Origin of the sequence: Rhodomicrobium vannielii ATCC 17100 (genome assembly GCF_000166055.1) — a bacterium.
Lineage (GTDB): Bacteria > Pseudomonadota > Alphaproteobacteria > Rhizobiales > Rhodomicrobiaceae > Rhodomicrobium > Rhodomicrobium vannielii.
In genome coordinates this window covers 1501794-1524496 of record NC_014664.1, presented here as the reverse complement: position 1 = coordinate 1524496, position 22703 = coordinate 1501794, and the positions used below count along the sequence as shown (strand labels likewise).

The following is a 22703-nucleotide window of genomic DNA, read 5'->3' as shown; positions in this document are numbered from 1 at the left end:
TTCGCGCAAGCTCGAACGCGAAGCTTCCGCTGCGGCGCGCGGCCCGTTACCGCAGCAGATCGTTCAGCGCGTCGGCGGGGATGGCCTTGTCGAGGTTGTTGAACTGGCCGAAGGCGAAGATTTCCTCGGCCTTGAGGCGCAGATTGCCAAGCAGCGAACGCATCAGCGCCGTGCCGAGTGCGACAGACGACGCGCCCGCCGCGTTCAACGCCTTCAGATCCGGCGCGGGTGTCAGCCCGACGGTGATCTGGAGCGGGCCGTCCACATGCGCGGAAAGCCGCTCGATAATCTGGATATGCTGCACGCCGGGCACAGCGATGCAGTCCGCGCCCGCCGCGAAATAGGCTTCGGCGCGCTCGACGGCGGTTTCGAACGGGGAATAGGGCGGCGGTTCGAGCAGGAACGCCTCGGTGCGGGCCGTCACAACGGCTGGAACGCGGGTTTCGAGCGCGGCCGCCTTCGCCGCCTTGATGGCCGCTGTCATGTCGTGCATCGAGGCCATCCCGTGCTGGCCGCCGCGTCCGCCGTCGCCGATGGTCACGCCCACGCACCCGGCCGAGATTACGGCGCCGACCGCTCGCCCGATCTCTTCCATGGACCGGCCGATAACGCCTTCGAGATCCGCGTTGACGGGTACGGAGAAATTCATCGCGACGCTCTTCGCAGTCTCGACGAGCGTGTCGAGCGGCACGCGGTCGCTCGGCAGCAGCCCGCACGACCACGCGACGGAAACGGGCGATATGCCGACGATATCGAAGCCCGCGTCGCCGATCACGCGCGCGGAAATGACGTCCCAGACCTCGGGCAGGATGAACGCCTCGCGCGCCTGCAAGCGCTTGCGGAAGCGGCGAACCTTTTCCTTCTGATCCCTGAGGGCGTTTTCGTCGATGCCTGATGCGTGATAGGAATCTGCGACATGGCTCGAAATCATCTCACACACTGCCCCTGCCCATTGGTCCGCGTCCTGCGAGGCGACGCCGGATAAGAGTGTTTTTTGGTTAAATGTCCTTCGCCGATCCCGCAAGCAAAATGCGGCCTTGCAATGGCGCGTCTCATGCCGTCCACACGCGCTTTCCGCCCGGCGTGCAACCTTGGATCGCCTGCTCTTTTTCGCTCGGGTGCGGGCGATGTTGGAACCTCCGAAAGCGACGCCATATTACGGCGGATCTGCCTTCAGACCGGACTTGTATCATGTTGCCTGCCTTGTCACGCCGAACCGCCGCTGCTCGTGCCGCCATGGCGCTCGTCGTTCTCGCCGCGCCGCTGGGGCTCGCTGTGTCACGTGCCGCCGAGGATCGCCCCGATGCGATCGCCGCCGCCCCGATCGTGGCACCCGACACGCGCGGGCTTCAGTCGGACGCGCTGCTTTCCGCCATCGATCGCATCCTGAAGCGCGCAGCGGCCGAGCGCGAGGCGGCGAAGACGCTGCCGAACCGTGACAAGTTCCTGTTCGAGCCGGTCTTCACCGAAACGCGGCAGGACCGGGAGAAATCCGTTCGCGCGCTCCTCGACGGCGCGCTCTCCATCGTCACCGACGCGCCTGTTCTGAAGTTTCAGGAGGACATCGCCCGCCAGCGCGAGAAGATCGCGGCGAACCGTGACCGCATCGCATCGTTGCGCGAGCGACGGCTCGACGCGCCGCAGGGCAGCGCTTGGCCGGCCATCCTCACCGAAACGAAGGATTCCATCGACGGGGCCATCGCCGCGCTTCAAGACGACATCAAGGAGCGCGAGGCCGACATCCTCCGCGTCAAGCAGGAGATCGGCAAGGCGCTCGATGTGGCGGGGATTCCGCTCAGTCAGGATCAGCTCGACCTGTTGCTCGACAGCGTGCTCGGCGGCGACCTTCTCAGGCTGATGACCGCGTATGAGGTTGCGAAAATCGCCGACCGCAAGCTTGCGGCGCTCGTGGTGCAGTCGAATGACGACCTGAAGGCCGCGCGGCGCTACTTCGCGATGCATGCGGCGCTGTTCGCGCTTCTCGTGCAGGCTCAGGAGTTGCTGATCGAAAAAATCGACAAGGTGTATATGGCGCGGCTCGACGGCATCATCGGCGACATCGCGAGGACGGGCGCGAAGACGCGGGATTTGATGGAGTCGGCGACGCGCGACGATCAGCGCCGCACGCTCGAAGCGAACGCCAAGGCGCAGGAGCTTTCGCGCAAGGTGTCGGGCTTCTATCGCGACTATCTCGCTACGCAGCGGCGACTTCTATGGCAGACCCGTGAAAAAACTCTGTTCGATCTGAATGTTGCCGACAATACCTACGAAACTGTTGAAGCGAGCTTTCAGTTGAAAGCGCTAATGGATGAAGCAAAAACGTCGTTCGATTCTTTGCAGAAGCTTGACGCTCCCGGCTTCGAGCAGATTTTCCGAAATGAAAATTTAAGGCGGGAATTCGAAACTCTTACCCGGAAGCTCGCGCCGGCATCGTGATGGCGGGAGCTGTCTCCCCGAATCAACAGGGCGGGGAAAATCCGACTGCATCGCGGCCTTTGCGCTTCGTCGAGTATGCGGTTCCGATCTATAGTTTTGGCGTCTAGCGGGACGATGGGTATTTCGAGATGCGGTTCGTACTAAGTCTGATTTTGGCAGGGGGCGTCTTTTCGGGCGCGCTCGCAAGCGACAATGACTGCGCGTACGACCCGAAAACCTCCGCGATGTCGCGCATCGTCGCCGCCGATTCCACGCACGGCGCGCTTTACGGCACGGCGCTGAATGCGCAATCGAACCGCTCCTATGCGCGGACACTAAACCTGCGCGACCGCGAAGTGGTTCTGACCTTCGACGACGGCCCGCTGGGCACGAACACGCGCACGGTGCTCGACACGCTCGACAAGCATTGCGTGAAGGCCACGTTCTTCTCCGTGGGGCGTATGGCGCTCGCCGATCCGAAGCTGCTCAAGGAATACGACCGGCGCGGCCACACCATCGGCACGCACACATTTTCGCATCCGTTCGCCATGGACCGTATGCCACCGCAGGACGCCATCGCCGAGATCGAAAAGGGCTTTGCGGCGGTCAGCCATGCGCTCGGTAAGCCCGTCGCGCCGTTCTTCCGCTTCCCCGGTCTTCGCGATTCGCCTGAGGTCGTCGCCTATCTCGCCAGCCGCAACATCAGCACGTGGTCGGTCGATGTGATTTCGGGCGATACGGACCCCGGCGCGAATGCCGCCAAGGTGACGCGGGATGTGCTGGCGCGCGTTCGCGGGGCAGGCAAGGGCATCATTCTTTTCCACGATATCAAGAAGCCGACGGCCGAGGCGCTGGACGGCATCATCACCGCGCTCAAGAAAGACGGCTACAAGTTCGTGCATGTCGTTTCCAACACGAACTACCAGCCCAATCCCGAAATGGTGGCAAACGCCGACACATTCCGCGCGAAGCCTGAAACAGCCGCCACGGCTGGCCGGTGGACGGCGCGGGCCGAGATCAAGGCCGGAAGCGTGGACGTGATGCGGACCGAGTGGGTCGAGTTGAAGCTCGCGAATGAGCAGCTTACCGGCAAGGCGCGCTCCGAGACGGCCAGCGCGGGCGGCCAGACGGCTAGCGGCTACGTGGCGACCAGCACGAGCGGTGGCGGTAACGGCGGCCAGACCGGCGGCGCCTATATGGCCAACAGTTGGCTCGTGACGGGCCAAATCCAGTAACGACCGCGCGTCGCCAGAGCGTGTTCGATAGGTCCATCGTTCCGGCGTCCGGCGACCGGCGTCACACGTGCTGCGATGCGCGGTGCTGACGTCCGGCGGTAACGCGAGCCCGACGGCATAGCGCAAAGCCCGCGTGCGAGCGTGAAGGAAGGGGACAGCGCTCAATCGCAGCTTGTTGTGGCCTTTCGCGATCCGCTATGTTTGCTCCCTCAAAGGGGTGGCGAGCAGGCATGAGACAGGACGAAGCACTTCAAATCCTCAAATCGGGGGCGAGCGCCTTCCTCACCGGCGAGCCGGGCAGCGGGAAGAGCTACATCGCATCGCGCTTCGTCGGCTATCTGCGCCGCGAGGGCATCGCCGTCAGCGTCACTGCCTCGACCGGTATCGCGGCCGCTCAACTCGGCGGCATGACGGTGCACGCGTGGAGCGGCATCGGCACGCGCTCGACGCTATCGCGCTCCGACCTCGACTTCATCGCGCGCAACCGCCGCGTCACCGACCGCATCAAGAAGGCGCGCGTGCTCATCATCGACGAGGTGTCGATGCTGTCCGGGCAGACGCTCACCGCTGTCAGCCAGGTCTGCCAGTATGTCCGCAAGTCGCCCGCGCCTTTCGGCGGCATCCAGACGGTGTTCGTCGGCGACTTCTTCCAGCTTCCGCCCGTGGTCCGCCGTGACGAGCATCCGGGTGCCGAGACGGAAAGCCAGGACGAGGCCGACGCGTCGCCCTTCGCCTATGCGAGCCGCGCGTGGCGCGACCTCGACCCCGCCATTTGCTACCTCACCGAGCAGCATCGCCAGACCGACCGCGAGTTCTCCGAGCTTCTCGGCGCGATCCGCTCGAACGCCTGCCGCCGCGAGCATCTCGATATCCTCGGCAGCCGCAAGCCGACGCGCGAAACGCTGCCGCACGGCATCACGCGGCTCTACACCCACAACATGGACGTGGACCGCATCAACTACGCCGAACTCATGAAGCTGCCGGGCGAGCCAAACGTCTTCCTCATGAGCACGATGGGCGACAAGGTGCTATCCGAGGGGCTGAAGCGCGGCTGTCTTTCGCCGGAAGAACTGGCGCTGAAGCTCGGCGCGGTGGTGATGTTCACCAAGAACGACCCCGAAGGCCGTTTCGTGAACGGCACGCTCGGCGTCGTATGCAACTTCGACCGCGACGGCGGCTGGCCGGTGGTCGAAACGAAGAGCGGCTTCACGGTCACCGCGAAGCCCGCCGAATGGAAGGTGCAGGAGGACGACGCAGTGAAGGCGGGCATCGAGCAGGTGCCGCTGCGTCTCGCCTGGGCGATCACCGTGCACAAAAGTCAGGGCATGTCGCTCGACGCGGCGCTGATGGATCTGTCGAATGCGTTCGAATACGGGCAGGGCTATGTTGCGCTGTCGCGGGTTCGCTCGCTCGGCGGGCTTCATCTCCTCGGCTGGAACGAGCGCGCGCTTCGCGTGCACCCGGAGGCGCTGGCAAAAGACGCCGATTTCCGCGAGGCTTCAGCCAGCGAATCCGACCGGCTCGCCGCGCAAGGGGCGGAGGCGATCGAGGCGCTGCGCGTTTCGAACCTGCGCGACATGAAGGGGCTGCCCGCCGGTCCGGCCGCAGCGTCGCACACCGCCGCCCAGCCCGCGCCCACCGCAGACGCGGAGAATGGCCGCATCGCGAACGCCTACAAGAAATGGAGCGAGGAGGAAGAGACCGACGTGTCGACTCGCTACAAACGCGGCGAGAGCGTTAAGGCCATCGCCGCCGCTGTCGGCCGTCAGGAAGGCGGCATTCGCGCGCGGCTCGTGAAGCTCGGGCTCATCATGAAATAATGGCACCGCCCGCGAAAGGTGACAGGGCGGCCGAATTCTGCTTTCTAAGCTCTCGAAGAAGAACACCGGCCGCGTTTTCCTCCCCACCGAAGACCTCATGCAACCCATCATCGCCGTCTCGAACGTCAGCAAAACCTACGCCTCGGGCCTCGTCGCGCTCAAGGGCGTGAGCCTCGACATCGCGCCGGGCGAGATTTTCGCGCTGCTCGGGCCGAACGGCGCGGGCAAGACGACGCTGATCAGCATCATCTGCGGCATCGTGAACGCAAGCGGCGGCACGGTCACGGTTGGCGGCCACGACAACGTGACGGATTATCGCGCTGCGCGCTCGCTGATCGGGCTTGTGCCGCAGGAACTCGCGACCGACACGTTCGAGCAGGTGTGGGCAACGGTTTCATTCAGCCGCGGTCTTTTCGGCAAAGCGCCGAACCCCGCTTTCATCGATCAGGTGCTGAAGGATCTCTCGCTCTACGATCGCCGTTACAGCAAGATCATGACGCTGTCGGGTGGCATGAAGCGCCGCGTCATGATCGCGAAGGCGCTCGCGCACGAGCCGCAAATCCTGTTTCTCGACGAACCGACGGCAGGCGTCGACGTTGAACTGCGCCGCAGCATGTGGGAGTTGATCCGCAAGCTGCGCGAGGCGGGCGTGACCATCATCCTCACCACGCACTACATCGAGGAAGCGGAGGAGATGGCGGACCGCATCGGCGTCATCAACAAGGGCGAGATCGTGCTCGTCGAGGAAAAGGTGGAGCTGATCCGCAAGCTCGGACAGAAACAGCTCATCCTCGATCTTGCGCAGCCGCTCGCGGCGCTTCCGCCGGAACTAGGCCGTCATAGTCTTCTGCTCGCCGGGAACGGCCAGCAACTCGTTTATACCTACGACACCAAGGGCGAGCACACCGGCATTACGGCGCTTCTGAATGAGCTTTCAGCGGCGGGCATCCGCTTCAAGGATCTGAACACGAAACAAAGCTCGCTCGAAGATATCTTCGTGGGGCTTGTGAGCGGCAAATGAACTGGCGCGGCGTTTACGCAATCTACAAGTTCGAGATGGCGCGCATGCGCCGCACGCTGCTGCAAAGCGTGGTCTCGCCCGTCATCTCGACGGTGCTTTACTTCGTGGTGTTCGGCTCGGCCATCGGCGGGCGCATCACCGACATGCAGGGCGTGACCTACGGCGCGTTCATCGTGCCGGGCCTCATCATGCTGACGATCCTGACGAACTCAGTGGCGAACGCGTCCTTCGGCATCTATTTCCCGCGCTTCCTCGGCACGATTTACGAAATTCTGTCAGCGCCAATCTCCGGCCTCGAAATCGCGCTCGGCTGCGTCGGCGCGGCGGCGACGAAATCCATCATTCTCGGCCTGATCGTGCTCGCAACCGCCGGTCTGTTCGTGCCGCTCGACATCGCACATCCGGTGGCGATGATCGGCTTCCTTGTGCTGACCGCGATCACCTTCAGCCTGTTCGGCTTCCTGATCGGCATCTGGGCCGATAATTTCGAGAAGCTTCAGGTGATCCCACTGCTCGTCATCACGCCGCTGACCTTCCTCGGCGGGGCGTTTTATTCCATCCATGTGCTGCCGCCCGCGTGGCAGACGGTGACGCTGTTCAACCCGATCGTCTACCTCATCAGCGGTTTCCGCTGGTCGTTCTTCAACATCGCCGACGTGAGTCCCGGCGTGAGCCTCGCCATGACGGCGGGTTTCCTCTCGCTGTGCATCCTCGCGGTCTACTGGGTGTTCCGCACCGGTTACCGGCTGAAGACGTGACGGCTCGGAAAAGCCCGAAGCCGAATACGCTTGTAGAGCACTTTTGGCGATAGCGCCAATCGCCGAAGCATTGTCTCAGACGCGAGCGCCTTTTACCTTCGTTCGCCCGGCCCCTCTTTTCAGGATCGGCTTTGACGGCTCATCAATGTCGAATTCGTCGAGGAATTTCTCGCGGATTGCGTTGAACGCCTGCTCAATTTTACCCCAGACCAGAACGCGATCTTCCGCGGTCGAAGCGCCACGGGCAGGGTCGAGCGTTTCGAAAGCCCGCCGCATGTCATGGAGAGGCTCGAAAGGGTAGGCACCGATCAGTTCGTTCGTCTCGCCGACATTGGCATAGACGATGCGCATGTTGTCGATGCATTCGGAGAGTTGCGTAAAAGTTCTCCAATATTGGTCGGCATCCGGTTCCGACGTCTTGCAATAATAGAGCAGAACCCCTTTCGTCTTCACAATTTCGCGCCATTGCTCCCGCAAGGAATCAAGAAAGTTCTGCCTTCTCTGATAAATATTCGCCAGATAAGCGACTGCGATGGTTGCGATCAGAAGCGAAGAATCCTTTATGAACTCATACAGATTGGAAAGGCGGGAGTTGTCATCGTTGATCTTTGACAAAAGCGATAAGGCGATGAAGCCCACAAGAACGGCAACGACAATGCGGAGGATGTGATTCTGCCGACGACGAGTCATTGATTCTCACGCTTTCTTCGGAATGGCAGTCAGCCCAATATCGCTCGCGGAATGACTGACGCGACGTGCATGTCACAGTTTCGGTAAAGCTTCGCCATTTCCCCTTACGAATACGGCGGCGGCATGGCGCGGCTCTGGTGGTCATATGTCTCCAGTCGTAGCCACGCCCTTCCGTCTCAGACCAGAATGACCTATATTCTGGTCTGGAGGACGCTCACATGACACATTGGCAGGTTCAGGACGCCAAGGCGCACTTGAGCGAGGTGATTGAGCGCGCGCAGGGCGAAGGTCCGCAAATCATCACGCGGCATGGGGCCGAGCGAGCGGTCGTTCTTTCGATGGAGGATTACCGGCGGCTTGCGGCGGGTTCGGGCGGCTTCAAGGCGCATCTGCTGGGCGGCCCGAAGGTCGGGGAGTTCGAAACGCCGCGAAGCCGCGACACGGGCCGCGATTTCGACTTTTAGGTTTCGAGTCGGCTGCCGGTTGGCGTAAACGCGTCACTCTTGCGCTCGCACCAGCCGCGCCGCACGAAGCTCCCACAAGGCTCCCACGAAGCTCACCCCGAATTGCTTCAGTCGTGAATCAATCGCGGCGCACAGCTCCTCCACCCGCTCCATCTGAAAGCGCACCATGGCTGGCTACCTCCTCGACACCTGTGTGCTGTCGGAAACGCGCAAGCTGCGTCCGAATGCGGGTGTGATCCGCTTTCTCGAAGGCGCCGACGGAACGAAGCTCTATCTCAGCGTGCTGACCATCGGCGAAATGAAAAAGGGCGTCGAGAAGAAGCGTCTTTCGGACGCGGTCGCCGCCGACCAGATCGGCCGCTGGGCTGACCGCATCGAAACGGATTTCTCCGACCGTATCCTCGACGTGACCGCTGAAGTGGCCCGCGTCTGGGGCGCGCTCAGCAAGGAAGGCCGCGCGCCGGTGATCGACACTCTGATCGCGGCGACGGGGCTTGTGCACGGCCTTACCGTCGTGACCCGCAATGTGAAGGATTTCGTCGCAACCGAGGTGCCGCTTCTCAATCCGTGGGAATGACGCCGCTCCACTAAATCAGCCCGCGACCGCTGTAGCGCCACGGCATCATTTCCGGCCGCCCTGTCGCCAACCTGCCACATACGGGCGCTATCCAGCGTTGCATCGCCCGCCCTCGCACCGCAAAGCAAACCCTTGTCCTCCGATCAGCATCTCAGAGGCGTTCTCATCGCCTTTCTCGCCTTCTTCGCCTATGCCGTGAGCGACGCCTCGGTGAAGGCCATCGCGGGCGCGATCCCGGCTTACGAATCGGCCTTCCTTGGAACGCTCATCGGGCTGGCGGCGCTGCCGCTCGCGCTCGCGAAGGGGGAAGGGTTCTTCGACATGGTGCGTACGACGAACAGGCCGCTCTGGTTTGTTCGGTTCGTCTCGTCGGCTCTGAGTTCGGTCGGCGCGATCGTGGCCTTCACGCATCTTTCCATGGCGGAGGCTTTCGTCCTCATCTTCCTCATGCCCTCGCTCATCATCGTCCTGTCGGTGGTTTTCCTGAAGGAGCGTGTCGGCGTGCGGCGGTGGTCCGCCGTGCTGATCGGTTTCGCGGGCGTGCTGATCGTGCTGCGTCCCGGCTTTCGCGAGCTTACCGTGGGTCATCTGGGGGCGTTCATCTGCGCGCTCGGCGCTGCTGTTTCGGTGGTGATCCTGCGCGCCATGGGGCCGAAGGAAACGAATGCATCGCTGTTCGGAGCGGGCATGCTCGGCGCGATCGTCCTTTGCGGCCTCGCGTCGATCCCGACTTTTCAGATGCCGACGCGGATCGAGTGGGTGCTGCTCGCCTCATACGGGCTGCTGGCGGCGGTTGCCAGCGTGCTGCTCATCCACGCGACCGCCGAAGCGCCAGCTTCGCTCGTCGGAACGACGCAATACAGCCAGATGATCTGGGCGGTGCTGTTCGGTTATCTGTTCTTCGGTGATGACGTCGACGCGCCGATGGCGGCGGGGATCGCGCTCATCGTCGGGTCCGGGATGCTGACGCTGATGCGCGAGAAAAAACGCGGCGTGGTCTTGCCGCCGCAGGTTCCCTGATCGGCCGCCATCCGTTTTGCGACAGCCAGTGCTATGGGGCCAGCCATGCGCGCCACGGCAGGCAGCCATGTCGTCGCCATCGCTCAAGCTTGGGAAAACCCGCAAGGGGTAGGGTGGCGGCTTGTCGCGGGCATCGCCAACTAGCGGAGCGACCACGAGCAGAAAGCGCCGGATGGCTATTCCACACGAGACAGAGCTGGTGATCCTGTCGGTGGCGATCTCGCTCATCGGTGCCCTGACGGCGGCCATCCTCATGTCAAATCTGGATCGGCTTCGCGGCGGCGAAAGGCGCGCCCGGCTTCTCATGGCCGGGCTGGTGCTCGGCGGCGCGATTTGGACGACGCATTTCGTGGGCCTGCTGGCGCTCGAATCGCCAGTTAATCTCGGACATAACCCGGAGCTGCTCGCCCTTTCTGCGCTCGTGGCGTTCACCGGAACCACCGCCGCGCTGCTTCTCGTCGGCATAAGGTCGGACGGGGCCGCGACACGTCTGCCGCTCGCCGCGACGCTCCTCGGCTTTACGCTCGTGCTTACGAATTATTCGGGCCTCGCGGCGGTAGCCGGGCGGGAACTGCGCTTGTCCTGGTTCCTGACGGTCATAGGCGTCGCGATTTCGATCCAGGCGGCAATCGTTGCGCTATGGCTCCTGTTGCGGATACGGCTGCGGGGCATCGTGTTGACAAGCGCGGGCGCTGTGGCGCTCGGCATCGTCCTTTCATCGACGCATTATATGGCGGTCGCGTCCACCATGCGCCTCGACGAGACGCTTGCCGTTTTGCCGCGTGCGGTGGAGCAAACGAGCGACCAGTCACTCGCATGGACGGCCACCATCGCGCTTTACGTCGTGTGCAGCGTTTGTCTTTGCGTCTTCGTGCTCTCTCAGTTCCGCTCCGAGCAAAAATGAATGCGCGCGCCTGCGCGGCCCGGCCTATTGCATGAGGACTTCGACTAGGGTCGTGTCGCCCGCCGCAATCGTGAAAGCTCCGGCAAATTGACGCTCGCCATGCTGCGCCGCCACGCGGTACTCTCCCGCCGCGAGCACGTGCGTCGGGAACGCGCCCGCGCTTTCGCGGATCACCTCGCCGCCGGCATTGTAAATCGTCCACCGCGTGCCGGCGACCGCCTCGCCGCCCCTGCGTTGTACGAGCTTAAGCGTAACCTTGCCCGCGTCGTGATCGACGTTCGCCTCGGCGATCTTACCGGGTTCGATCACGATGTCCGTCGATACGACCGAGTTCGCGTCGCCGTACGTGCTGACGATGTGATAAATGCCGGAGTTCAGGCGAATGACGATACCCGGCCGGAGATCGCCGAAAAGCCGCTGCCGGTTGCCCGTCTGATCTTGCGCATCGGAGTAGATTTCGAGCTTCAGCAGGTGTTCGGCCACGATGGGGCCATGCGCCAGCGTAGCCATCAGCCGAAGCCCGCCCGCGTTGACGACGAAATCCTCGTTGGAGGGGGTCTGCGGCCAGACGTCGATCTTTCGCGTAAGGTTTGCGCGGCCGTAGGCGACGTTCACGAGATACCGGCCCGGCTTCAGTTCGATTGTTGGGCGTGCCTCGTGAATTTTCGTGACGATCTTGTAGGTGCCGTCGCGGGCGTTACGCTGCTGGAAGACGCGCCAGACCACATCGGCCACCATGGGCGCGCTGCCCTCGCTCAGATAAGCCGTGAGGGTGACCGGAGCGGGCGGCCCTGAATTCGGGGGTGCGGGCCGCGAATGCGGCTGCTCGGCCTCCATGCCTGCGTCGGGCGGAATGACGGCTTCGGCGTCGGTCGGGATTTCCTCGCCATCGACGACGTTCGGGCTGCCTTTGTATTTCGTCGCGGCGTCGGCGACGGCGAATCCCATCGCCACGCACAGCATCGCCGCGAGCGCGATTGCGAAGGCGCGTCCAAGGAGCGCCGGTGTTGCAGCGCACATCGATTTTTCCGCCCGGAAAGTCGTCATCGGATGTTCAGGTCGTCCTCATCCTCTTGAAGCGTCTGCTTCGCGGGAAACGCTAGAAACTGCCTTCGATGAAATTGAGGCGAAAGCGGTCACTCCCCGAGATTCGTCGTCTTTACCTCTCCCGCGACGATGACGATTTCGGCTCGGCGCGGCGCGTCCGGCTTGTTCTTCGCCCGGCATTCGAGGTCGTAGCGGCCCGCCCTCAGGATGAAATGGGGCTCACCGCCCGCCGCGCGGACCAAGGGCGACGCCGCCGCGCGTTCACCGCCCGCCTCGTAGACCGCGCACACGCCGTCCTGCTTGCCGAAGGGCAGGGCGATTTTCGCTTCGCCCGCATCGAGAATGATGTTTTCCGCTGTCGTCCGCCCCGCCGCGACGCTCACGGTCCGCACGTCGCGGATCGCGCCATAGACGGTTTCAAGGCGATAGGTTCCCGCCGGAAGATCGATGCGCGGCGATGCGCCAGACAGCCGAACGAGCGGCGGGCCACCCTTCGCGGCCGGGTTGGCGCCGTCGGCAAAAAGGCGATGCCATGCGGGAAGCGCCGTCTGCGCTGTTGGGGCGGCGAGCGTCCTGATTGCGAGCGTGCCGACGTTCAGCGCCATACTGACGACGGAAACCTTTCCGCCTTCAACGCGCACCGGCGTTTCAAGCCGCGAAAGCCCTGCTGTGGCCGCGAGGATGTAGCTGCCGCTGTTTACCTGAAAGATCGCGGGCGCGATGCTTGAGCGGCCGATTTCTTCGCGCGCCCCGTTTGCGCCCTGCCGACAGAGCGTGAAGAATGCACCCACCGCCGGATCGCCGCCAGGCAATCTCAGCGCTTCGACGGCAATCGTGCCAGCGTCAAGCGGCACAGTGCGCTCAACTCTTGAACCCTCGACCGCAAATTCCGCGCTCGCCGTGGCAAGGCCATAGGTGAGTTGGACCTTGTAACGGCCGTCCGGCAATTTGGCTTTCGCCTGTCCGCCACCGCCGACCCAGAGCGGCGCGTCAGCCTCGCGCATCTGACCGGTGGGGGTCGGCACGATCTTGAAGATTTCCCATGTCACTCCGGCGTCGAGCATCGGCAAGCCCGGCGCGAGCGTGGCGGAAAGGACGACGTTCGGCTCGGGCTGCGCAGGTGCGGGCGGCGCTGGCTTGTTGTCGGCGGGTGCAGCAGGCGGCGGGGGAGGCGGCGCGGAAGGCGCGGCTTCGCCCGGCGTGGCGGCGACGGTTTTGGCGGCGTCCGCCTCCAGCGGCGAAGGAACGGCGGTTGTCGCGGGTTTGGCGGGCGCGCCCTCAGGCGGGGCAGACTCGCTCGCGGGGGCGGCCTTCGCCGTCTCGGCCTGTGCGTCGGCCAGGGTCTGGCGCAGCGCCTTGTCGAGATCGGCGGGCGCCTTGATCGCGGTGAAGGTGCCGCCCATGGCCTTGGCCGCGCAGGTGTAGGCGGCCGCCGCCTTCTCGTTAGCGCCGAGGCCGAACACGGTGAGTTTCGCCTGCGGCGCTGCGTCGTGGAGCGCGCGAGCCGCCGCGCAGACATCGGCCGCGCAGTCGTCGCCGGTGCCCGCGATCAGCACAGCGGAAACGGGCCTGTCGCCGCCGAATGCGATCACCGCCTCTTCGACGGCCGAGAACGCGGGCGCGCGCCCTGCTTTCGGCTCGATCTTGGCGAGTGCCTTGGTCAGAGCTGGCAGCGTCGCTTCCCGCGACTGACCCGACAGCGAATCGGCGCGATCTGCGCACTTCTTCTGCGGATTACCGCCAAACGTCCACAGCGAGACGCTAGCGCCCGGACCGAGCTTCGCGAGCGCGCTGGTGATGCTTGCCCGCGCGATGTCGATCTTCGTCTTTGCACCGAGATGCGCGTTCATCTGCGCCGTCGCATCGAGCACGATCACCGCGCGTGTCTCGGCAGCCGCCGCTCCCATCGCCGAAAGCAGCATCAGGCCGCCGACGCAAAAGCCGCCAAGGAGACCCGCAAGACCCGTCCGCATCGCAAACCCCTTTTTCGCGCGTCAAGCATCATTATCCGGCAAAGGTTACGTCGCGCTTTCCCGGATGCCGAGGGCGCACGGTCAGAACCGGAACTGTTCGGCGAGAATGCGCTCTTCAAGCGCGTGGCCCGGATCGAAAAGGAGCTTCAGCCCGATGGCGCGCTCCTCGCGAATCGAAACGGAGAGCACGTTACGGAACTCGGCATGGTCGGCCACAGCGCTCACGGGGCGTTTCCCGGCTTCCTGCACCGTGATCTTCACATGCGCCTTGTTCGAGAGAAGCGCACCGCGCCAGCGCCTCGGCCTAAACGGGCTGATGGGGGTGAGCGCAAGCAGCTTGGCCTTCAACGGCAGAATCGGGCCGCCCGCCGAGAAATTGTAGGCGGTGCTGCCCGCTGGCGTCGCCACCAGCACGCCGTCAGCGACGAGTTCGCCGATGCGCTCCTTGCCATCGACCGAAATCGACAGCCTAGCGCTCTGCGCGGTCTGGCGGAACAGATGGACCTCGTTCACAGCGAGCGCGTTGAGCGTCTCGCCCGCCATGTTCTCGACCTGCATCTTGAGGGGGTGGATGATCGACAGTTTGGCGTTGGCCACGCGTTCGGGCAGGTCGTCCTCGATGAATTCGTTCATGAGGAAGCCGACCGAGCCGCGATGCATGCCGTAGATCGGCACCTCGGTGCCCATGAAGCGATGGAGCGTGGACAGCATGAGCCCGTCGCCGCCCAGCGCCACGATCACGGTCGCCGAGGACGGGTCCACCGCGCCATAACGCTTTGCGAATTTCTTCAGGGCGGCCTGTGCTTCCGGCGCGGGGCTTGCAACGAAGCCGAGGCGCACCTTATCCGCGAAGACCGCGCCGCGGCTCGTGGCCTGGCTTACCTCGGCCATGAGAATCCGGCCCTGTTGTCCGGCAAGCCGGCCAGCCGACATGCGATGCGCATTCGTGAACCCGTCCGAGATGAAGCCATGACCGAAGATGCCGCAATGATCGTCATATATACCACGCTTCCGAGTGAAGAGGATGCTCAGAAATTAGGCAGCGCGCTGGTGGAAGAGAAGCTCGCCGCCTGCGTCAATATTCTTCCCGGAATGGTTTCAATTTATCGATGGCAAGGCGCCGTCGAAAACGGAAACGAAGCCGTCATGCTCGTTAAAACCAGAAAGAGCCTGAAGGTGCAGGTGATGCGTGAAATTTCTGCTCGCCATCCCTACACGGTCCCCGCCATCCTGGTTTTCGAGCCCAGCGATGTGGCGGCATCTTATCTCGAATGGCTCTGCAATCAAACCGCCACCTCGCGCTAGCTCATTGAGCCGAAATTATGGCAAGCTTCGCGCAAGGTTGGTGCTTTTTCGCAACGCTTCCACATCAACAATCCTAAAACCCTCGAAAACAGAGGTACTTAAAGGATGAATCAACGAACTTGCATTCATAGAGGTTCGCAATCATCTTAGGTTTGTAGCGGGGGAGTAAAGTGCATGGGTAGGCAAGGAAAGTTGAAGGAGGCAGCACTGGCGTGTTGTATCGCCTTGTCGCTTGCCCAGCAGACGACGACAGCGGAAGCCTTCACGGCCGAGCCGGTAACACCTCCGGCTGCGACGCAGGTTCCATCGTCACCGCTTGCACAACCGGCCCAGCCTCAGGCGGAATTCAACGCGCCCGGGGAGCAGGTCGCCAAGTCGGGCGGCACGGAAGTTTCCATCCCCGGCATCGGCATCGTCGGCACCCTGCCGAAGCTCGATTTCGGCCTTGAACTGCTGTACGGCCCGAAAAGTGGCGGTTCCGCGGCGGAACTGTCGGCTCCGCCCCTCCAATTCGATCAACGCGCGATCGAAAAGGACGACGTGCAGATCAAGGGCACCTTCACACATAAATTCTGACATCAGCCAGCGGGCTTTCGATGACCTCGCGCTTTGTCTCGACGCTTAAGATCTGGGCTTGCGCGGGCGTTCATCTTCTCACCGCGAGCGGCGCTGTCTTCGGCCTTTTCGCGCTCATGGCTGCGAGCGACTCTCAATGGGAGATCGCATTCGCTTGGCTCGGGGTCGCGCTGGTGGTGGACGGCATCGACGGTCCCCTCGCCCGAGCGCTCGACATCAAGAAGACGCTGCCGCGTTTTTCGGGCGAAGATCTCGACCATGTCGTCGACTACCTGACCTATGTCACCGTACCCGCCTATATGGTGGTGACCTCGCCCATCGCGCCCGAGGGCCTTCGCCTGCCGCTGGCGGCGCTCATCATGCTCTCATCGCTCTATCATTTCTCCGACAAGGAGAGCAAAACGGCCGAGGGCTATTTCGTCGGTTTCCCAGCCATCTGGAACGCTGTCATTCTTTACTGCTTCGTGCTCGGCCTCGATCAGGCGATCGCAGCCGGCGTGATCGCGGTTTGCGTGGTCTTCACCTTCATCCCGTTGTGCTGGGTGCATCCGGTGCGCGTTCGGCGTTTGCGCCTCCTCACGCTGGGTGTTGCGCTGGCATGGGGCGCGGCAGCAATCTCGGCGATTGTCCACGGATTTCCCGGCACGCTCGGAGAACGGATCGTTTTCGTGGTTGCGGCGGTTTACCTGATCGCGGTCGGCGTCAGCGGGAGAAGGCGAAGCGCTTCGCCATCCGATACATCGAAGTTGGCGACACAGTCCGGCGCTTGATTTGAGGACCGCTCTGCGAGCGGATGAACAACCGTGGAATTGCTACTCGATCCGTCAGTGTGGGCCGCCCTCGTCACCTTGACGGCGCTCGAAATCGTCCTCGGCATCGACAACATTGTGGTGCTGTCGATCCTCACGCAGCGTCTACCGCCGGAGCAGGCAAGACAGGCGCGCGCCATCGGGCTCACCCTCGCGCTCGTGCTGCGGATCGCGATGCTGTTCGCGATTTCATGGATCATCCACCTCACCTATCCCGTGTTTTCAGTCATCGGGCGTGAATTCTCGTGGCGCGATCTCATCATGATCGGCGGCGGTCTGTTCCTGCTTGTGAAGGCCACGCAGGAAATTCACGCCTCTGTCGAAGGCGATGGACACGCGAGCAACTCAGCAGCCAAGGCGAGTTACGGGGCCGTCATCGCGCAGATCGCGCTGATGGATGCGGTCTTCTCGCTCGATTCAATCATCATGGCGGTTGGCCTTGCACAGCACATCGAAGTAATGGTGGCGGCTGTCTGCATCGCAATCGCAGTAATGTTTCTTGCGGCGAACCCGGTCGCGGAATTCATCAAGAGGCATCCGACGACGAAGATGCTCGGCCTTGCCTTTCTATTCCTGATCGGCGTGGCGCTCATCGCGGACGGCTTCGAGGTCCACATCCCGCGGGGCTACATCTACTTTGCGATGGGCTTTGCGGCGGTGATCGAGGCTTTCAACATATGGGCGAAGGCGCGTCGCGAGCGCGCCGCCCCGCAGGCCGCGCGTGCCGAATCAAAACCGGCTACGCGCCCCGTTTCTGTCGCTGCGCCGTCAGCCGGAGGGGGTGCATCAGACGCAGGCAGGCCGCCTCGACGGGGGAAATCCCCGCAAAAACAGCGCCGTCGATAGGCTACTTGCGGCAAACCCTCGCGTTTTCTCCACAACCGGGAGCCGCGCCATTGACTTGGCCGCGGTCTTGGCCCTGATTTCGTCCATAACGCCCGCTAGCCAGTGGTTGCGGGTTGGGTACCAATATCGGGAAGGGGAATCATGCGCGGCCTTATCGTTACGGCCTTCGCGGCGTTCATGATCGCGGCGGGAGCGGCCCCTTGCGTCGCCGAGCGGGTTACGATCGACCATCTCGGGCTCGACCTTACCGCCAATCTGGAACTTGCGCCGGGCAAGTCGCTGAAGGGCGACGGCGCCGTGCTGATCGTCCACAACACGCTCGGCAGCGACCGCATGGAGCCCATCGCGACGCTTCAGGACGCGCTGCGCGACCACGGCATCAATACGCTTGCGATTACGCTCGGGCTTGGCATCGATAACCGTAAGGGCAACTTCAACTGCGCGCTGGAACAGGCCCATCACCACGAGGACGCGATCGACGAGATTGCGGACTGGGTGAAGTGGCTGAAGGACAAGGGCGCGTCTTCCATCACCGTCGCGGGGCATGGCCGCGGCGCCAACCAGGTGGCGCTTTACGCCATCAACCGCCTCGACAAGTCCGTGAAACGCGTCGTCCTGATGGCTCCGCTGATGCAGACGGAGGAAAGCGCCGAAGCGGAATATCGCGCTATTTTCAAAGGTTCGCTCCGGCAGGAACTCGGGAAGGCCGAGGAACTCGTGGCGAGCCAGAACGGCAATCAGTTCGTGAATGTGCCGGGCTTCCTGACCTGCTCAAATCCGGCGGTGACGGCGGGTGCGTTCGCGAACTATTACGGGTCCAACCCTAAATTCAAGACGACCAACCTTCTGCCGAGCATCAAGCTGCCGGTTCTGATTGCGGTCGGCGACGGCGATCCGGCGCTCCCCGAAATCAAGGCGGCGGAGGGTGAGTTTTCGCAGCTCAAGACGGTGACGCTGGCGGTGGTTCCCGGCACCGATCAGAACTTCCACGACCTCGGCGCGGAGGAACTCGCCAAGAAGGTCAAGGAATTCCTCGTTCACCGCGTGCAGGGATAAGGCCGAACTCGGCGAACTGGCCAGCACGTTCAGCGTTTTCCTCGGCCACATCAGAGGGGAAAAGTCCGCGTGTCAATTCCGCAGATGAGAGATCGTATTATCGTAAGCATCGGCGGCAACTATAATTCACGGTTGATCGGTGAAGCATTCCCGCGCTGGTACGAAGTATTCAGAATGCGCTCTCAAATTCGATGTAAAAATACAACTTGCATCGATCTTCGATCCGTACACTTTCAAAAAACACAAGCCATCGGGGCCTGACTCAGCCATCTTACGCACAGATTCAAACGTCAAACGGCAAGGGCGTGGGCTATGGTGGGATTGAAACAAGCTGCGGCTTGTGTTGCGTTTCTGGGCCTCGCAGCGAGCGGCGCTCAGGCGTCGGACCTGTTCAGTGCGGATGGCGGATATAAGGATGGCGCGGCGGCACCTTACTGGGTCGTCACCGTTGGCGGCTACGCCGCTGTCGAGCCGTCTTTCCCGGGCTCCAAGGAGACGGACTTCACGTTCCGCCCGATCTTCGATTTTTATCGCGCTGGCGAAAGCGAATGGCTGAGCCTTCCGAACGACTCGTTCGGCTTCACGCTCTATCAGACGAGTAATTTCCGATTCGGCGTTGCGGGCAACTACATCGACGACCGCAATGTTAGCGACGACCGCCGCGCCCTCCAGGGCCTCCAGGACATCGACTACACGATCCAGCTCGGCGGCTTCGCCGAATACTATCCGGTGCCGTTCATCCGCACCCGCATCGAAGTGCTGCAGGGCATCACCGGCGCGGAAGGCTTCGAAGCCAACCTCATCGCGGACTTCATCTATCGCCCGGCTGCGCAATGGCAGTTCACGGTTGGTCCGCGCCTCAAGTTTGTCGATGGCCAGTATAACTCCGAGTTCTTCTCGACGCCGGCGTCATATCTGAATTTGGGGCGAGCTTACAATGCTGATGGCGGCTTGAACTCTTGGGGCGTCTCCAGCAGCGCGCGATATGACGTCAACGAGCGCTGGTCTATTCGCGGCTTCGCGGAGTGGAACCGCCTCGAAGGCGACGCGGCCGACAGCCCACTCGTCAAGCTTCGCGGCGACGAGAACCAGTGGCAGGCCGGCATCGGCGCTGCTTACAAGTTCAACTTCGCGTATTAAAGCAGTCGGCGTTAAATCGGTCTCGATTTGACGAGGAGATTTGGCCACGCGGAACTACAGCGTCCTGCCGCATCGAATTTGCTGCACGACGCTTTGAAGGATGCGCAAGCTAACCAGGCGCAGTTCCATCGCTGATTGCCCTGTCCAGGTGCTATGAACCACGGGACAACTGATCGACCCGTAAGTCTAAAAGCCAGCGCTTCCCGAGCGCTGGCTTTTTAAGTTCAGGCGTTGGAATGGCGCCAGTGGTCGTCAGTCCCGCGAGCGTGTAGCCGCGACGATCTTCCGACGCCGCCGCGTTCGCTCGGCTGAGAAGACGATGACATCTCCCGATGAAAGATGACGTTTTGTCGGGTTCGGGCGCGCCTCCGCCACAATTTTGCACCGTGAACTGTCTATTAACGTTTGTTAACAAGGCGTGACGCGTGGCGTCCACGTTTTGAGCGCTTTCGAGCGGAGCGGTTACCGGTTCGCTGAAAGAGGCGCAGAAACAAATGGGTCGAGCCTTTGCGCGTGTCGAACATGCAAAGAAGGCTTCCGGTTCGGCGGGGCGTTGGGCGTTCCGGCCGAGCGAATGCGCAAATAGGCTTGGGGCAAGCGAAATCGGCATGCAGGTCAGAGGGCTTTTCATCGTCCTTTTCGTTGGCGCAAGCGCGCCTGCTTTCGCGCAAGCGACGGTATGCGGCGCGGGAGCTTTCAAGGCTGTGATGGCGGAGACCGGTGCGGCAATCTCCGGCTTGCAGGAGGCCAATGCGAAGGCGGTGCAGGCGAAGCTTCAGGCGCTGCGCGCGTTTCACAACTGGTCCGATGAGGCCTATCCGGTTCACGCGACGCCCTTCGTAAAGGACGACACGACGACGGCGTTGGACGCCGCGAACCGTGCCCTGCTCGTCAAGGTGCAGTCTTTTGACGCAAGTAACGCGGCTTCGGAGGATGGGCGTTGTTCGATGCTCCGCGAATTCCGGCTGGCGATGGACGAGGTCGTGAAGAATACGGCGGCGAAGTGGCGTCACATGGTGGCCAAGCTCGACGCGGCGATGTCGACGGTGATGCAGGCGGGCATGGGCGAGTAGGCGAAGTTTCGCCGCAAGTGCCGTAAAAGCGCCACGCGGGCGCAGGCCGATCCATGCGCTTGAATCTGGCGGGCGATTTGCATCGCGTTGCAGCGGGCGCGGTGGAGTGATGTTGCGGCCCGCAGCAGTCTTCTTGTCGACTCGATGTCAGGATCGACGTTCGGCGGCGGACTGCCACGCCTTCTTCTGAAGCGCGCGGCCTCCAGCGCTTGTGCAACTGCGCCTAAGTTTCGCGACGGACCCATCCAAGCGGCGTCAGATGCTCCTGTGGGGTAAAGCGGGTCTTGTAGGCCATCTTGCGTGAGCCCGCGATCCAATAGCCGAGATAAACATATGGCAGACCCCGCGCCCGGGCAAATTCGACCTGTTCGAGGATGATGAAGTTGCCGAGACCGCGCTTCACCATGTCGGGATCGTAAAATGAATAGACGAGCGAGATGCCGTCGCTGAGCCGGTCGCAAAGCACGGCCGCGACAAGCGGGCCTTTGCTCTCGCCATCGCGCGGCCTGAGGCGGTATTCCGTAAGATAGGTTTCGACCGCGCTATCCTGGATCATCATCGAATAGTCGAGCAGCGTCATGTCGGCCATGCCGCCATTGGCGTGGCGGGCTTCGATATATGCGCGGAAAAGGGAGAATTGTTCGAGCGTGGCGCGGCCTGACACGCGGCGGGCGCAAAGATCCTCGTTCGCGCGCCCGATCTTCGCGAGGGTGCGGTGCGGCTTGAACTCGTTGACCACGATGCGCACGGGCACGCAGGCCGCGCAGTGGTCGCAATAGGGCATGTAGGCGATGTTCTGGCTGCGGCGAAAGCCACCCTTGAGCAGATTATCGACGAGGGCGAGGGGACGATCCGCAGACAAATGGGTGAAGATCTTGCGCTCCATTCGCCCGGGCAAGTAGGGGCAAGGCTGTGGCGCAGTCACATAAAACTCGGGAAATCGTCGTTTCTGGTCCAAGGGATTCTGGTGGCTAGCGTGGAAGCCGGACCATAGTGCCTAAAAAAAAGACGTTAAGCCAGAAGCAAAAGGGAATAAACGGGAAATTAAATTTCGCTACCGAACCGATGGAGCTCCGCACCGTTTGTTTTGAGCCAATTTTTGGCGCGATTATAATTGGGAACAGTGTCGCGGACGAGACGCCAGAAGCTTGGGCCGTGGTTCATTTCCCTCAGATGGGCGACCTCATGGGCGGCGACGTAGTCCAAAACAAATGGCGGCGCAAAGATGAGCCGCCATGAAAAAGAGAGTGTGCCGCTGGTGGAGCAGGAGCCCCAACGCGTTGCCTGATCGCGGATCGCAAGGCGTTTGGGGCAACAGGTGAGGACTTGCGCGTGTTTTTCCACGCATGCTGCGAGGTCTTTGCGTACTTCGGCACGGAGCCAGTCATGAAGGCGCCGCGGCGCATGCTCAAAATCGCCGCTTACGAAAAGCCCCGGCATTCGTGGATCGACGCGGAAACAGGAAAGGTCGCGCGCCATGTCGGGGCGGATGATGGAACAGGGAAGGGACTGCGCGTATTCGGGCGTTTCGGTCCACACGACTTGCGTATGGCGCTTCGGCCCGGCGAAGCGGACACGATGCATTTGGCCGCGCAATGGAATGAGCGAGCCTTCCGCGAAGGGGACAGGCTCCGGCAGGCGTTCGAGTTGCCTTTTCAGCCAGTCCGCATGGCGGGCGAGGAATGCGCTGGCATCTTCGACGCGGCCCCGACTGGGAAGCGTCAAGATCGCGGCGCGCTCGGTATGGCTGACTTTGAGAGAAAATCGCTTGGCGCGTGGCGAGCGTCTGAGTTCCACGGTGCACCCGACATCGGGGACGCGTAGAACGGGAGTTTGCTCAAGAGTAATAATCGATGCTGTTAGCATGAGACTTTCGTCAATGCTTCAACGCGGTTTCAATTCTCAGCGACTCGTCAGAAACGATAGCATGGGCCCTGTGAACAATCTGCGCTTTTTTGGACACAGATTGTATAA

24 protein-coding genes are annotated in these 22703 nt (G+C 62.4%); 16 read left to right on the top strand and 8 right to left on the bottom strand.

Annotated elements, in window-relative coordinates; translation table 11 throughout:
* Positions 1–46 precede the first annotated feature (46 nt).
* Entirely contained in the window at positions 47–931 is an 885-nt protein-coding gene (locus RVAN_RS18790) for an isocitrate lyase/PEP mutase family protein (RefSeq protein ID WP_013419043.1), read from the bottom strand.
* A 305-nt stretch (positions 932–1236) separates the two neighbouring features.
* Here RVAN_RS18790 and RVAN_RS06945 point away from each other — a divergent pair, with 305 nt between their 5' ends.
* From RVAN_RS06945 to RVAN_RS06925, 5 genes are all read left to right on the top strand, one after another.
* Complete coding sequence (locus tag RVAN_RS06945; protein WP_049779254.1) at positions 1237–2436, top strand: hypothetical protein; 1200 nt, start codon at positions 1237–1239, stop codon at positions 2434–2436.
* A gap of 224 nt (positions 2437–2660) precedes the next feature.
* Positions 2661–3650, top strand: coding sequence for a polysaccharide deacetylase family protein (locus RVAN_RS18785; protein WP_169309527.1), 990 nt, complete (start codon positions 2661–2663; stop codon positions 3648–3650).
* A 230-nt stretch (positions 3651–3880) separates the two neighbouring features.
* Positions 3881–5470 (top strand): ATP-dependent DNA helicase, encoded by a 1590-nt coding sequence (locus tag RVAN_RS06935; RefSeq protein ID WP_013419040.1) that lies wholly within the window; start codon positions 3881–3883, stop codon positions 5468–5470.
* Between the two features lie 97 nt (positions 5471–5567).
* A complete protein-coding gene (locus RVAN_RS06930) occupies positions 5568–6491 on the top strand; it encodes an ABC transporter ATP-binding protein (protein WP_013419039.1) in 924 nt (307 codons plus the stop codon).
* The gene (locus tag RVAN_RS06925) at positions 6488–7249 is read left to right on the top strand and encodes an ABC transporter permease (RefSeq protein ID WP_013419038.1); all 762 of its coding nucleotides are present in this window, start codon (positions 6488–6490) and stop codon (positions 7247–7249) included. The genes RVAN_RS06930 and RVAN_RS06925 overlap by 4 nt, the downstream gene beginning before the upstream one ends.
* A 75-nt stretch (positions 7250–7324) precedes the next feature.
* On the opposite strand, the gene RVAN_RS06920 is transcribed toward RVAN_RS06925, so the two are convergent.
* Positions 7325–7939, bottom strand: coding sequence for a hypothetical protein (locus RVAN_RS06920; protein WP_013419037.1), 615 nt, complete (start codon positions 7937–7939; stop codon positions 7325–7327).
* A gap of 218 nt (positions 7940–8157) precedes the next feature.
* Between RVAN_RS06920 and RVAN_RS06915 the strand changes: the two genes are divergently transcribed.
* Positions 8158–8403, top strand: a complete 246-nt coding sequence (locus tag RVAN_RS06915) for a type II toxin-antitoxin system Phd/YefM family antitoxin (protein WP_013419036.1) — start codon at positions 8158–8160, stop codon at positions 8401–8403.
* A gap of 33 nt (positions 8404–8436) precedes the next feature.
* Here the strand turns inward: RVAN_RS06915 and RVAN_RS20980 are convergent, their stop codons facing one another.
* Positions 8437–8571, bottom strand: a complete 135-nt coding sequence (locus RVAN_RS20980) for a hypothetical protein (RefSeq protein WP_280642125.1) — start codon at positions 8569–8571, stop codon at positions 8437–8439.
* On the opposite strand from RVAN_RS20980, the gene RVAN_RS06910 reads away from it, so the two are divergent.
* The 3 genes from RVAN_RS06910 (at position 8570) to RVAN_RS06900 (ending at position 10904) form a co-directional block, all read left to right on the top strand.
* Complete coding sequence (locus tag RVAN_RS06910) at positions 8570–8980, top strand: type II toxin-antitoxin system VapC family toxin (protein ID WP_013419035.1); 411 nt, start codon at positions 8570–8572, stop codon at positions 8978–8980. The genes RVAN_RS20980 and RVAN_RS06910 overlap by 2 nt on opposite strands.
* 132 nt (positions 8981–9112) lie before the next feature.
* Positions 9113–10000, top strand: a complete 888-nt coding sequence (locus RVAN_RS06905; RefSeq protein WP_013419034.1) for a DMT family transporter — start codon at positions 9113–9115, stop codon at positions 9998–10000.
* Between the two features lie 172 nt (positions 10001–10172).
* The gene (locus tag RVAN_RS06900) at positions 10173–10904 is read left to right on the top strand and encodes an MHYT domain-containing protein (protein WP_013419033.1); all 732 of its coding nucleotides are present in this window, start codon (positions 10173–10175) and stop codon (positions 10902–10904) included.
* Positions 10905–10928: 24 nt separating this feature from the next.
* Here the strand turns inward: RVAN_RS06900 and RVAN_RS06895 are convergent, their stop codons facing one another.
* The 3 genes from RVAN_RS06895 to RVAN_RS06875 all read right to left on the bottom strand — a co-directional run bounded on the left by RVAN_RS06895 (position 10929) and on the right by RVAN_RS06875 (position 14857).
* Entirely contained in the window at positions 10929–11924 is a 996-nt protein-coding gene (locus RVAN_RS06895) for a hypothetical protein (protein ID WP_013419032.1), read from the bottom strand.
* A 116-nt stretch (positions 11925–12040) separates the two neighbouring features.
* On the bottom strand, positions 12041–13924 hold the full coding sequence (locus RVAN_RS18780) for a hypothetical protein (protein ID WP_013419031.1): 1884 nt from the start codon (positions 13922–13924) through the stop codon (positions 12041–12043).
* An 81-nt stretch (positions 13925–14005) separates the two neighbouring features.
* Entirely contained in the window at positions 14006–14857 is an 852-nt protein-coding gene (locus RVAN_RS06875; RefSeq protein WP_338053305.1) for an NAD kinase, read from the bottom strand.
* Positions 14858–14893: 36 nt separating this feature from the next.
* On the opposite strand from RVAN_RS06875, the gene cutA reads away from it, so the two are divergent.
* The 7 genes from cutA (at position 14894) to RVAN_RS06840 (ending at position 20729) form a co-directional block, all read left to right on the top strand.
* Positions 14894–15229: a divalent-cation tolerance protein CutA gene (cutA, locus tag RVAN_RS06870; protein ID WP_013419029.1), complete on the top strand. Its 336-nt coding sequence runs from the start codon at positions 14894–14896 to the stop codon at positions 15227–15229.
* Positions 15230–15403: 174 nt separating this feature from the next.
* On the top strand, positions 15404–15805 hold the full coding sequence (locus RVAN_RS06865; RefSeq protein ID WP_013419028.1) for a hypothetical protein: 402 nt from the start codon (positions 15404–15406) through the stop codon (positions 15803–15805).
* 20 nt (positions 15806–15825) lie between these two features.
* The gene (locus tag RVAN_RS06860; protein ID WP_013419027.1) at positions 15826–16575 is read left to right on the top strand and encodes a CDP-alcohol phosphatidyltransferase family protein; all 750 of its coding nucleotides are present in this window, start codon (positions 15826–15828) and stop codon (positions 16573–16575) included.
* A gap of 33 nt (positions 16576–16608) precedes the next feature.
* Positions 16609–17460, top strand: a complete 852-nt coding sequence (locus RVAN_RS06855) for a TerC family protein (protein WP_013419026.1) — start codon at positions 16609–16611, stop codon at positions 17458–17460.
* 141 nt (positions 17461–17601) lie between these two features.
* The gene (locus RVAN_RS06850; protein ID WP_013419025.1) at positions 17602–18516 is read left to right on the top strand and encodes an alpha/beta hydrolase; all 915 of its coding nucleotides are present in this window, start codon (positions 17602–17604) and stop codon (positions 18514–18516) included.
* 312 nt (positions 18517–18828) lie between these two features.
* Positions 18829–19656, top strand: a complete 828-nt coding sequence (locus tag RVAN_RS18775) for a MipA/OmpV family protein (protein ID WP_013419024.1) — start codon at positions 18829–18831, stop codon at positions 19654–19656.
* A 494-nt stretch (positions 19657–20150) separates the two neighbouring features.
* Positions 20151–20729, top strand: a complete 579-nt coding sequence (locus tag RVAN_RS06840) for a hypothetical protein (RefSeq protein WP_013419023.1) — start codon at positions 20151–20153, stop codon at positions 20727–20729.
* A gap of 223 nt (positions 20730–20952) precedes the next feature.
* Here the strand turns inward: RVAN_RS06840 and RVAN_RS06835 are convergent, their stop codons facing one another.
* Positions 20953–21687: an arginyltransferase gene (locus RVAN_RS06835; RefSeq protein ID WP_013419022.1), complete on the bottom strand. Its 735-nt coding sequence runs from the start codon at positions 21685–21687 to the stop codon at positions 20953–20955.
* Positions 21688–21773: 86 nt separating this feature from the next.
* A complete protein-coding gene (locus tag RVAN_RS06830) occupies positions 21774–22595 on the bottom strand; it encodes a M48 family metallopeptidase (protein ID WP_013419021.1) in 822 nt (273 codons plus the stop codon).
* Positions 22596–22703: the final 108 nt, after the last annotated feature.